Here is an 11,995-nt window from a genome sequence, read left to right on the forward strand (position 1 = left end):
GGCGCGCGACGACAGCTGCGGCACCTCGCCGCGTTGCCGAAACGCCCGAATCGCTCCGCGATGAGGGCGCTCCGGCGCCTTGCGATGCACCACATCTGACGCCGCGCGCTGATCCACCAGGGATTACGGGACAGCCCTTAGGGCCTTTCGTTTGGATCGTGCGACACTACGCGGTTGTGGCGATGCCGCCGTCGACGGGGATCACGGTGCCCGTAAGGTACGCGCCTGCCCGGCCGGCGAGGAACACGGCGACACCTGCCATGTCGTCGTCGCGGCCGATCCGGCGCAGTGGGGCCGACGCCGCGATCGCCTCGCCGAGCTCATCGAGGGTCGCCGCCATCATCGTCGACGGAAACGGTCCCGGCGCCACGGCGTTCACGCTGACGTGCTGCGGTCCCAGCTCCTTGGCGAGCACTCTGGTGAGTTGATGCAGTGCGGCCTTGCTGCTGGAGTACGAGTAGTTGGGCCGCTGGGGGATGTGGATGGCGGCGATGCTGCCGATGTTGATGATCCGTGCGGGATCGTCGGCGGTGCCCGCCCTGCGAAGTGCGGGCAGCAGCGCCTGGACCAGCCAGAACGGCGACTTCAGGTTGAGGTCGACGACCGTGTCCCAGGCCGCGTCCGGGAACGTCTCCAGCGGCTCGTCCCACATCGCGCCCGCGTTGTTGACGAGGATGTCGAGACGTTCCGAGTCGGCGGCGACGAGGTCGGACAGTCGCCGGCACTCGTCGTGGCGGGACAGGTCGGCGGGGATGGCCCGCACTTCACCGAATTCGGACAGCCGTTCCTGCGCCTGAGCGCACGCTTCCGCGTTCCGTGAGCTGATGACCACGCGGACGCCCGCCTGGAGAAGGCCACGCGCGATCATCATCCCGATGCCTCTGGTGCCACCGGTGACGAGCGCGCGCTTTCCGCTCAGATCGAAGAGTTCCGCGTGCGTTGAGAATTGGTTGTCTACCACTTGACGCCTTACTGGTCGGTCGTACGGGATGGCGCGCCGGGGTGTTCAGCAACTCGACGTGAGGCTGCTCCGGCTTGCTGTGTCACCGCATGGAACCCGTCTTCGTGCGCGGGTGGGAGTCACTGCTCTTCCGGGTAACGGCAGTACCTCCCAGCACACCGCCGCACGACCTACGGTGGTGATGTGACCGACAGCAAGAGGCATGAGCAGGGCAACGAAGTGCGGGAGTTCCTCAGTACCCGTCGCGCCCGCATCACGCCCCAGCGGGCAGGGCTGCCCGTCTTCGGTGGCAATCGACGTGTGACCGGGTTGCGCCGGGAGGAGGTGGCACTGCTGGCCGGGATGAGCGTCGACTACTACATCCGTCTCGAGCGCGGGAACTTGCGGGGCGCCTCGGACTCGGTACTGGACTCCTTGTCCCACGCACTTCAGCTCGACGATGCCGAGCGGGCCCACCTCTACGACCTGGCACGCGCCACCGCGTCAGAGCGTCGGCCCCCCACTGCGACGGGGCGGATCCGACCGGTGGTGCTGCGGGTGCTCGACGCGATGACCGACCAGCCGGCCTACATTCGCAACGGGCGGTTCGACATCCTCGCCGCCAACCCTCTCGGCCAGGCTCTGTATGCCCCGGTCTACGATTCTCCGTTGTTCGCGCAGCGTGGTCCGGTCAACACCGCGCGGTTTCTGTTCCTCGATCCTGGTTCTGCCGATTTCTGGCCCGAGCGGGAGAAGGCCGCCAACGACTCGGTCGCCCTGCTGCGCACCGAGACCGGCCGCTCGCCGCAGGACAAGGGCCTGATGGACCTGATCGGCGAACTCTCCACGAAGAGCGACGAGTTCGCCCGGCGTTGGGCTCGGCACGACGTGAGGTTCCACCACTCCGGCGTGAAGCAACTCCGCCACCCGCTCGTCGGGGACCTGGCCCTGCCCTACGAAGCCCTCGACCTGCCCGCTGACCCCGGTCTCCGTATCACCGTCTACTCGCCCGAGCCCGACTCACCCGAACGCCAGGCACTCGATCTCCTGGCCAGCTGGATTCGCACTAGTCGGCGGCAATGATCAGCAGGACGAACGCGGCGAGCGAGAGCGCTGTCCGGGCCTGGTGAAGGATGTTCCAGCGAGCCTCGAACGCGGTACGGGCCACGCTGTCGGCCTTCTCGCCGCCCTCGCCGACCCCGCCCGGTGCCGCTGCGGCCGATACCGGCACCGAGGCGGGCGCGGGCACCGGTTCGGACACCGGTCTCGCTGCGGCGAGGGCCTTGTTGAGCGGGATGTTGCCCGCGATCGTGACCACGTGGGAGACGACGGAGCAGGCCAGCGCCCCGGCCACCAGCGGCCATTTCCAGTGGTCGGTCCCGGCGACGAGTGTGATGGCGGGAAAGACGATCACGCCGAGGAAGACAATCACGAACCCGGGTCCGGGGACCTTCTCGTTGATGCGACGCATCGCGGCCGTGAATCCGTCGTCCGGCAGGGCCGCGAGGCCGGGCATGACGACGACCAGGAACGTCAGCAGGAATCCCGCGTACAGGCCGGTCGTGGTCACGGCGAGGGCGAGGAACAAGGAGGCCATGGGCTCATCATGGCTCAGCGGCCCCCGCCGCACAGCTGGAATTCGCATGCCCGTGCGACCGCAGGCCCTCCGTCAGGACCGGGACCGGTGAGGGCCGGGCCCGGGTGAGGGCCGGCCCGGTCCGCGTCAGCCCATCTCCCCCTCTCCGGTGTCCGCCGTCGTGTCGCCCCGGCCGCCCCCGAGCGCGTCCGCGCCGCTGATCGCGGAGGCCAGTCTCGACACGGCGTCGTCCTCCGTCTGCGAGGCCAGCGTCTTTGCCCTGGCGGCGAGTTCAGCGAGACCGGGCGCGCCCGGGAGCTCGCCGCCGCGCAGGGTCTCGGCGAAGTAGGCCGCGACCGCGGTCACTTGGAGCCGGGTGCTGCGGCCGCCCCAGAGCCGTCCCCCGATCGCCCCGGTCTCCACCTCGCCCGTCTCCTCGTGCGCGGCCCGGCTCCTGGGGTCCAGCCAGCGGACCGTGGCGGTGGCCACATGGCCCGAGGCACCGTCCCGCAGGCGCACGGCGTAGAGCGCCGTCACCGTGTGCCCCGGGCCGACCTCGCCGCCGTCCACCCGGTCGTCGCGGAAGTCCTCGTCGGCCACCTCGCGGTCCTCGTAGCCGATCAGCTTGAACTTCTGGACGGTCTTCGGGTCGAAGGCCACCTGTGCCTTGGCGTCGCGCGCCGTCAGTTCGAGGTGCGCGGGCAGCTGGTCGACGAAGACCTTGCGGGCCTGCTCCTCGTCGGCGATGTACGTGGTGTGGCCGTCGCCCTTGTCGGTGAGCCGCTCCATCAGCGCGTCGCCGTAGTCGCTGCCGACCCCGACCCCGAAGAGGGTGATGCCGTACTCGCGGCGGGCGGAGCCGATGCGTTCGAGGATCGCGTCGGCGTCGGTCTCGCCGGTGTTGGCCAGCGCGTCGGAGAGCAGGACGACCCGGTTGTTGGCGCCCTTGCGGTGACCGTCCACCGCCTCCTCGTATCCGCGCCCGACGCCGGCCTCCACGTTGGTGGAGTCGGTGGCCTCCATGGAGTCGACCGCGTCGTGGATCTTCCCCCGGTGGTCGCGCAGCCGGGTCATCGGCAGCACGGTCCTCGCCTCGTCGCTGAAGGTGACCAGGGAGACGGAATCGTCGTCGCGCAGTTCGTCGGTGAGGGTGGAGAGCGAGCTCTTCACCAGGCCGAGCCGGTCGGCGGCGGCCATCGAGCCGGAGATGTCGACGACGAAGGTGAGGGCGGCGGGCGGCCGTTCGGCGGCGGGCGGCGCGGCTCTGGTCGCCAGGCCGACCCGGACCAGCGACCAGTCGCCGCCCTCGGCACCGGCCCGCGCCCCATCCACGGAGACGGTGAATCCGTTCCCCTTCGGGCGCGGGTAGCCCTGCCGGAAGCTGTTGACGAACTCCTCCGGACGGACGGTCCCGGGATCGGGCAGCCTGCCGTCCTCGAGCGTGCGGCGCGCGTATCCGTAGGAAGCGGTGTCCACGTCCAGGGCGAAGGTGGACAGGTAGTCGGGCGCCACGGACCTCTCCGGCCCGTCCGCCTTCCTCTCCCCGTCCGGCGCCTGCGCGCCGCTCTCCGCCCCGCCGCCCTTCGCGCCGTTCCCGGTGGCGGCCGGGGCGGGCGCTCCACGGCGGTCAGCGGTGGAGCTCTTGGCCCCGCTCCCCTCCCCCGAGCAGCCCGTGAGCAGCACCCCGCCCGCCAGGAGCAGCCCCAGTGCCCCTCGGTACATCCGTTCCCTGCCGTGTACGCGTGTCCGGCGATCCATCCCCGTACCCCCCTCTGCTTCGTCGCGTCCCCATGCGTGGATGTGACGTGCGAGCGGGGTACGGGGAGCCGGTGGGCAGGTTGCGGATGAGTCTCGATGCGGCAACGGTGAGGGGGAGTTCAGCGGGGTCCCGGGTTCAGGACACGATGTCCTTGCGGCTGAACCCCCGGAAGGCGAGCGCGAACAGGATCAGGGCGTACGCCACCGAGACGGAGGCGCCCTTCACCATGCCGCCCCACTCCAGCTCGGGCTGGAGCGCGTCCGCCCAGGCGAACTGCCAGTGCGCGGGCAGGAAGTCGCGCCAGGAGCCGAGCGCGGTGACCGCGTCCAGCACGTTGCCGACGATGGTCAGCCCGACCGCGCCGCCGACCGCGCCCAGCGGGGCGTCCGTCCTGGTCGACAGCCAGAACGCCAGTCCGGCGGTGACGAGTTGGGAGACGAAGATGAACGCGACGACCAGCGCGAGCCGGGGCACGGTGTCCCCGGTCGCGAGCGCGCCCCCGGTGGGCAGTTCGAGCGGCCCCCAGCCGTACGCGGCGGCTCCGGCGGCCAGCGCGACGAGCGGCAGCAGCACCATCGCGGCCAGGCTGAAGCCGAGCGCCACGACGAGCTTGCTCCACAGCAGCCGGGCCCGGGGCACCGGCGCCGCCAGCAGATAGCGCAGCGAGGACCAGCCGGCCTCAGAGGCGACGGTGTCACCGCAGAACAGCGCGACCGGGACCACGAGCAGGAAGCCGGCCGAGACGAACAGGGTGGTCGCGGCGAAGTTCGCGGCGGACTGGGTCGCGGTGTCCATCAGGGTGAGCCGGCCGCCGCCCCCGGGCCCGCCGTCCGGGGTGCCGCCGATCGCGAACGCGATGATCAGGATGAACGGCAGGGCGGCCAGCACTCCGCCCATCAGGAGGGTGCGCCGCCTGCGCAGCTGCCGGGCGGCCTCCACCCGCAGCGGGAGGGTGTGCCGGGCGCGGTATCCGGGCGCTTCCGGTGCTTCGGTGACTTCGGCTGCGGTACTCATGCGGAGCCTCCGGAGATCAGGGTGAGGAACGCGTCCTCCAGGCGGCGGTGCGGTCCGACGCCGGTCAACGGGACGTCGAGGCGGACCAGTTCCGCGATCAGCTGCGAGGACGTCGCCCCGTCGAGCCGGACCAGGAGCCCGTGTCCGTCGTCCGTGCGGACGGCGGAGCCGAGGCCCGGGAGTGCGGCGATCTTCTCCACCAGGGGTTCGGTGAGCCGGTCCGCCGTGCTGACGAGCAGCATGTCGCCGGAGCCGGTGATCTCGGCGACCGGGCCCGCCTGGACGAGCCGGCCCCGGTCCATGACCACCAGGTGGGTGCAGGACTGTTCGACCTCGGACAGGAGGTGGCTGGAGACGATGACGGTCCGGCCGCCGGCCGCGTACCGGATCATCACGTCCCGCATCTCGCGGATCTGGGGCGGGTCGAGGCCGTTGGTCGGCTCGTCGAGGATGAGGAGGTCCGGCATGCCCAGCATGGCCTGGGCGATGGCGAGCCGCTGCCGCATGCCCTGCGAGTACGTGCGGACCGCGCGGGCCAGTGCGTCACCGAGCCCGGCGATCTCCAGGGCCTCTTCGATGCGGGAGTCGGCGGCGGGCCGTCCGGTGGCCTGCCAGTACAGCTCCAGGTTGGCGCGCCCGGACAGGTGCGGCAGGAATCCGGCCCCCTCGACGAAGGACCCGACCCGGGACAGGACGGGCGCCCCGGGCCGGATGGCCCGCCCGAAGACCCGGATCTCTCCCTCGTCGGGGGTGATGAGCCCCATCAGCATGCGCAGCGTGGTGGTCTTGCCCGCGCCGTTGGGGCCGAGGAGCCCGAGCACCTGGCCCTTCTCGACGCGGAAGGACAGCTCGCGGACGGCATACCTGTCGGCGGACCTGGCGTACTTCTTCGACAGGCCGGTGATCTGGAGCGGTACGTCGGTGAGCGCGGGGTCCGGGGCGGGGGTGGTGGTCCGGCGCCGCGTGGTGAGCAGCAGGGCGGCGGCGATCAGGGCGGCGACGGCCGGCAGCGCCCAGGTCCACCGGGGCAGCCCGGCGGCGGCGGTCGTGAGGCCGGGCACGGTGGGGATGGTGAGCGGGCTGTCGAGGGAGACGGTGTACGTGGTCGGCGCGGCCGGGGAGGCGTAGCCGAGGTCGGTGGCGGCCAGTACGAGCCGCAGCCGGTGTCCGGAGTCGAATTCGTGGTCGACGGCGGGCAGGTTCAGCGTGAGGGGCTTGCCCTGCTGGTCCGGGGTGATCCGGTAGGGGGTGACGAGCTGGGAGGGCAGGGACTGCTGCTTGCCGTCCGGCGATACGTCGTACACCTTGCCGAACAGCACCGCGTCGCCCTTGCCCGCCTTGACGTTCACGCGGACGGTCGGTGAGCCGGTGACGCGGCGCGCGGTCTTCAGCGGGGCGGATTCGAAGCGGGCGTTCTGTCCGGGGAAGTCGACGGAGAGCCCCCCGCCGAAGTTGGACAGCTGGGCGAGGCCGCCGCCGAGGCCGGGAACGGCGGAGATGGCGGGCGGTCCCGCTCCGGCGGGGTTGTTGAACGTCTGGGCCCCGCCGCGCAGTTCCACCGGTTCGCCGCCGCTGTGCAGTCCGGGGTAGCTGTCGCCGCTCGCGCCCCGGGTGAGGGCGGCCCCGTCGGTGGAGTCGATGCCTCCGGTCCGGGTGACGCGGAAGGCCGGTCCGGTGTCGGTGCCCTCGTCGTCCTTGAGGTAGCGGTCGAACCAGCTGGTGACCCGTTGCCGTACCCGGTGGGACTCCTTGTCGCCGCCGTCGTGTCCGCCGGCGACCCAGTCGACGGAGACCGGCGCGCCGTTCGCCTTGATGGCCTTCGCCATGGCGTCGGCCTCGCCGAGCGGGAAGAGCGAGTCGGCCTGTCCCTGCATGATCAGTGCGGGCACCTTGATGCGGTCGGCCACGGCGCTCGGTGACCGCTCGGTGAGCAGGGCGCGGGCGGCGGCGTCCGGCTTCCCGCTGACGGCGACCCGCTGGTACATCTCGCAGAGCTGCTTCTCCAGGTTGTCGCAGCCGCCGCCGGTGGTCAGGAAGATCCCGGCCCAGAGCTTCTTGAAGACCCCGTCGGGGAACAGCGCGTCCGCGAGGTTCCAGTACGTCATCTCCGGGGCGATGGCGTCGACGCGCCGGTCGTACCCGGCGGCCAGCAGCGAGATCGCCCCGCCGTAGGAGGCGCCCGTGACCCCGACCCTGGGATCGCCCGAGGCGTCGAGCCGCACCTCGGGCTGCCGGGCCAGCCAGTCGATCAGCCGGGAGACGTCCTTCACCTCGGCGTCGGGTGCGTTGAGGGAGGTCTTCCCGCCGGACTTGCCGAAGCCCCGGGCGGACCAGGTCAGCACGGCGTATCCGTCGCGGGCCAGCTGCTGCGCCTGGGACCGGGAGTTGTCCTTGGTGCGGCCGTAGCCGTGGCCGATGAGCACGGCGGGCCTGCGCTCCGAGCCTCCGGTGGTGAAGTACGAGGTGTCGATGGACACCCCGTCGATGCGCATCATCCGGTCCTGGCGGTGCACGGCCGGCGCGCTGTCGTCGGCCACGGCGGTCCAGGTGCCCGCACCGGCCAGCACCACGAACGCGGCGATGCCGGCCGCCCACCGGCCTCGGGCGCGGGGCAGCAGGCGTCGCCACCGGGACGTACGGGCGTGAGGGGTCTCCATGCGTCGAGCCTATGCGGGCCGCCACGGCGTCCGGGCAGCCGCCAGGGGGAGGTGCCCGGCCTCCTCAGGGCGTACGGCGTTGCCCCGGTGTACTGCGCTCGCGGTACGGGGGTGCCGCCAGCGCCTCCGCGGTGGCGCTCGCGAAGGCCTCCGGGTTGTCGAGCATGATGTTGTGTCCGCAGTCCGGGATCGCGACCACGGACACCCCGGCAGCGGTGAGGGCGTCGGCGCCCGGCAGCCGGTCGCCCTGCGGCAGCAGGAAGGTGCGGGGAATCGTCAGCCTCACCAGGAGCTCACGCATCGTGGGGACCGTGCCCCCGGCGAGGTGGACGGCGCTGCGGTACAGGGCCTCGCGGCCGGCCAGGCGCATCGTGGACCACCAGTGGGCTCCGGCCCGGTCGCGGATCTCCTCCCATCCGCCCGCCATGAACTCCTGCTCGGAGTAGGAGGCGATGTCACCGCTGCCTCCGGAGAGGCGGGTGGGCGGGATCGGGTCGAGATTGGCATCGACCAGGACCAGCCGGGAGACCAGCCGCGGGTGCCGGACGGCCAGAACGATGGCCACGGAGCCGCCCATGCTGTGCGCGATCAGCTCCGCGCCGGTGACACCCGCGCCGGTCAGCGCCTCGGCGAGCGCGTCGGCGTGTGATTCCAGGGTGTAGCCGAAGCCGGTCGGCCGGTCGCTGATGCCGTGGCCGAGCAGGTCGATCAGCAGGGAACGGCGGCCGGCCAGCAGCGGATGGACGGCGGTCTCCGTGAAGTAGGCGGGGGAGCTGGCACCCAGCCCGTGCACATAGACGCGGGCCGGTTCCTGCCCCGGCAGCTCGACCCAGCGGATCCGGTCACCTTCGGGTGTCACAACGGCGTTGCGCACACTGCCCCCATTCGCATCGAGATCATCGGCTGGACTGGATCCGAGCAGTCACCGTAGCCGGGGCACGCGCCCGGCAGCGGTGTACGGCGTCTCCTCCGGCAGGAGCCGGGCCGCCGCGTCGTCCGCACCCTCCCGGACCAGCTCATGGATCCGACGGGCCACCGGGGTGACATCGCGGACGGACACCGTCCACTCGTCCGCGTATCGCCGCGCCGCCTCACCGGAGAGGCCGAGCTGGAGGGAGCGGTACGGGAGCCGGTTCAGGTGCAGATCGCGCTCCGGGTCCCACTGGACGCGTGCCGGTGCGCCGCGCAGGGTGCGCTGCCAGCTCGCGTGGTCGGGGTGCACGCCCCGCTCGTAGTGCGAGAGTTCGGCGTTCGCGAGCGCCCAGTCGAAGCCCTCACGGGTGATCTCCACGGCCAGGACGGTCTCCTGACTCTCCTTCAGGGCCCAGCCGCAGCGGTACATCATCCACAGGAAGCTGGGCTTTATCCACGTCATGCGATCGCGTTTCCAGGCCGGCGGGAAGCGTCCGTCGCGGGCGGCGGGGAGGCCGAGGGAGGGGGCGTACGCCTGGTAGACGGTGAGGGTGGTGTCGGTGTGGAGCGCGCGTATCTCGTGCTGCTGCGGGGTCGGTTCGGCCGGTCGGGTCATGCGGACATCCCAGCACGGTGGTGCGTGCGGGGCGAACGGGTTTCCGGTGACGGGGAGCGGCGCCGGACCGTGTGCCCGCGTCCGTGTCATCCACGGACACTGACATTCGTCATACGGAGGTCAGTACTCCCGGCTCTGCCGCGCACCCGGGCCCGGACGCCAGTCTGTACGTATCGGAAGCGGAGGCCGCGAGGGCGCCGCCGATACGGGAGGAACCCCCATGAGCAGCCCGGCCGTCACTGTCGCCGCACCCGCTGCCGACACCCGGTCCGGCGCCGTCGCGTTCTCGCCGCGCAAGGCGATGCTGGAGAGCCTGGCGCCGCTGGTCGTGGATGTGGCGGTGCCGCTCGTCTCGTACTACGTGCTGAAGGCGGCGGGCCTGGGCACGTTCGGGGCGCTGGCCTGGAGCAGTGTGGTGCCGGCGGTGCGGACCGTGTGGGGGGTGGCGCGGGAGCGGCGCCTCAACGCTCTCGCCGCGCTGATGGTGGCGGTCAACGCGGTCGGGCTGCTGCTGAGCCTGGTGGCGGGTGACCCCCGGCTGATGCTGCTCAAGGACAGCGGGGTGAGCAGCACGATCGGTCTGGTGGTTCTGGTGTCCGCGCTGCGGGGGCGGCCGATGATGTCGGCCGGGCTGCGGCCGTGGCTGACCCGGGGCGAGGCGGCCAAGTCCGCTGCCTGGCAGCGGCTTTCCACCGGTTCGGACGACGCGTTCCGGCGGGCGGAGGCGCGGTTCTCCGTGGTGTGGGGTGTGGCGCTGCTGGGTGAGTGCGCGGTGCGGGCCGTGGGCGCGTACACCGTTCCGGTCGAGACGATGGTGTGGGGCGGCCAGGTGGCCCTGATCGCCGCGATGCTTATCGCGTTCGTCGTCTCGGGGCGGACGGCGGTCGTTCCGATGGAGCGGATGATCGAGGAAGCGGTCGCCGGACAGCAGCGCTGACAAGCGCTCAGGAACCACCGCAGGGCCGCCTCCCGGGGGAGCGGCCCTGCGGTTGCGTGCGGGTGCGGTTCAGGTGCGTGGTGTCAGTGGTTGCTGGGGAAGCCCAGGTCTACGCCGGCCGGGGCGTCGGCCGGGTCCGGCCAGCGGGTGGTGGTGACCTTGCCCCGGGTGTAGAAGTGCACGCCGTCGTTGCCGTAGATGTGGTGGTCGCCGAAGAGCGAGTCCTTCCAGCCACCGAAGGAGTGGTAGCCCACCGGGACCGGGATCGGGACGTTGATGCCGACCATGCCGGCTTCGATCTCCAGCTGGAAGCGGCGGGCGGCGCCGCCGTCGCGGGTGAAGATCGCGGTGCCGTTGCCGAACGGCGAGGCGTTCATCAGCGCGACGCCCTCCTCGTACGTGTCGACGCGCAGCACGCACAGGACCGGGCCGAAGATCTCGTCCTTGTACGCGTCCGAGTCGGTGGAGACGTTGTCGAGGAGGGAGAGGCCGATCCAGTGGCCGTCCTCGAAGCCCTCGACCGTGTGGCCGGTGCCGTCCAGGACGACATCGGCGCCCTGGGCGGCGGCGCCGGTCATGTAGGAGGCGACCTTGTCGCGGTGGGCGGCGGTGATCAGCGGGCCCATCTCGGACGCCGGGTCGTTGCCGGGACCGATCTTGATCTTCTCGGCGCGGTCCTTGATCCGGGCGACGAGGCCGTCCGCGATCGCGCCCACGGCGACGACCGCGGAGATCGCCATGCAGCGCTCACCGGCGGAGCCGTACGCGGCGGAGACGGCTGCGTCGGCGGCGGCGTCGAGGTCCGCGTCGGGCAGCACCAGCATGTGGTTCTTCGCGCCGCCGAGCGCCTGGACGCGCTTGCCGCCGGCCGTGGCGGTGGCGTGGATGTAACGGGCGATCGGGGTGGACCCGACGAACGAGACGACGGAGACGTCCGGGTGGTTCAGCAGTCCGTCGACAGCGACCTTGTCACCGTGCAGGACGTTCAGGACGCCGTCCGGCAGACCTGCCTCCGAAGCCAGCTCGGCAAGGAGGTTGGCGGCCGACGGGTCCTTCTCGCTGGGCTTGAGCACGAACGTGTTGCCGCAGGCGATGGCGATCGGGAACATCCACATCGGCACCATGGCCGGGAAGTTGAACGGCGTGATGCCGGCGACGACACCGATCGACTGGCGGATCGAGGAGACGTCGACCTTGGTCGAGACCTGGGTCGACAGCTCGCCCTTGAGCTGCGTGGTGATGCCGCAGGCCAGCTCGACGATCTCCAGTCCGCGGGCCACCTCGCCCAGCGCGTCGGAGTGCACCTTGCCGTGCTCCGCGGTGATCAGCGCGGCGATCTCGTCCCGGTGGGCGTCCAGCAGCGCGCGGTAGCGGAACAGGATCGCGGTGCGGGCGGACAGCGAGGACGTGCCCCACGTCGCGTACGCGTCCTTCGCGGCGGCCACCGCTGCGTCGACCTCGCCCGGGGAGGCCAGCGCGACCTGGGTGGTGACGGCCCCGGTGGCCGGGTCGGTGACCGGGCCGTAGTTGCCCGACGCGCCCTCGACGGTCTTGCCACCGATCCAGTGGTTGACGGTCTTCATT

At 71.6% G+C, this 11,995-nt stretch carries 10 protein-coding genes; 2 read left to right on the forward strand and 8 right to left on the reverse strand.

Going from position 1 to position 11,995, the window contains the following annotated elements:
* Positions 1 to 166 precede the first annotated feature (166 nt).
* Entirely contained in the window at positions 167 to 961 is a 795-nt protein-coding gene (locus tag OG892_RS12985) for an SDR family oxidoreductase (protein WP_371629210.1), read from the reverse strand.
* A 183-nt stretch (positions 962 to 1,144) separates the two neighbouring features.
* Here OG892_RS12985 and OG892_RS12990 point away from each other — a divergent pair, with 183 nt between their 5' ends.
* Positions 1,145 to 2,023, forward strand: coding sequence for a helix-turn-helix transcriptional regulator (locus OG892_RS12990; RefSeq protein ID WP_328867054.1), 879 nt, complete (start codon positions 1,145 to 1,147; stop codon positions 2,021 to 2,023).
* On the opposite strand, the gene OG892_RS12995 is transcribed toward OG892_RS12990, so the two are convergent.
* The 6 genes from OG892_RS12995 to OG892_RS13020 all read right to left on the reverse strand — a co-directional run bounded on the left by OG892_RS12995 (position 2,007) and on the right by OG892_RS13020 (position 9,474).
* Complete coding sequence (locus OG892_RS12995) at positions 2,007 to 2,537, reverse strand: DUF1772 domain-containing protein (protein ID WP_371629211.1); 531 nt, start codon at positions 2,535 to 2,537, stop codon at positions 2,007 to 2,009. The genes OG892_RS12990 and OG892_RS12995 overlap by 17 nt on opposite strands.
* A gap of 126 nt (positions 2,538 to 2,663) precedes the next feature.
* Entirely contained in the window at positions 2,664 to 4,274 is a 1,611-nt protein-coding gene (locus OG892_RS13000) for a von Willebrand factor type A domain-containing protein (protein WP_371629212.1), read from the reverse strand.
* Positions 4,275 to 4,410: 136 nt separating this feature from the next.
* Positions 4,411 to 5,289: an ABC transporter permease gene (locus OG892_RS13005; protein ID WP_073739623.1), complete on the reverse strand. Its 879-nt coding sequence runs from the start codon at positions 5,287 to 5,289 to the stop codon at positions 4,411 to 4,413.
* A complete protein-coding gene (locus OG892_RS13010) occupies positions 5,286 to 7,946 on the reverse strand; it encodes an alpha/beta fold hydrolase (RefSeq protein ID WP_371629213.1) in 2,661 nt (886 codons plus the stop codon). The genes OG892_RS13005 and OG892_RS13010 overlap by 4 nt, the downstream gene beginning before the upstream one ends.
* A 64-nt stretch (positions 7,947 to 8,010) precedes the next feature.
* Positions 8,011 to 8,820, reverse strand: coding sequence for an alpha/beta fold hydrolase (locus OG892_RS13015; protein ID WP_371629214.1), 810 nt, complete (start codon positions 8,818 to 8,820; stop codon positions 8,011 to 8,013).
* Between the two features lie 48 nt (positions 8,821 to 8,868).
* Complete coding sequence (locus OG892_RS13020; RefSeq protein ID WP_371629215.1) at positions 8,869 to 9,474, reverse strand: DUF4291 domain-containing protein; 606 nt, start codon at positions 9,472 to 9,474, stop codon at positions 8,869 to 8,871.
* A 220-nt stretch (positions 9,475 to 9,694) separates the two neighbouring features.
* Here OG892_RS13020 and OG892_RS13025 point away from each other — a divergent pair, with 220 nt between their 5' ends.
* Entirely contained in the window at positions 9,695 to 10,411 is a 717-nt protein-coding gene (locus OG892_RS13025; protein WP_371629216.1) for a VC0807 family protein, read from the forward strand.
* An 83-nt stretch (positions 10,412 to 10,494) separates the two neighbouring features.
* Here OG892_RS13025 and mmsA read toward each other — a convergent pair whose 3' ends face one another.
* Positions 10,495 to 11,994 carry a CoA-acylating methylmalonate-semialdehyde dehydrogenase gene (mmsA, locus tag OG892_RS13030; protein WP_371629217.1) on the reverse strand — a complete coding sequence of 500 codons (1,500 nt, stop codon included), beginning with the start codon at positions 11,992 to 11,994 and terminating at the stop codon, positions 10,495 to 10,497.
* Position 11,995 lies beyond the last annotated feature (1 nt).

This window comes from Streptomyces sp. NBC_00341 (genome assembly GCF_041435055.1).
Taxonomy (GTDB): domain Bacteria; phylum Actinomycetota; class Actinomycetes; order Streptomycetales; family Streptomycetaceae; genus Streptomyces.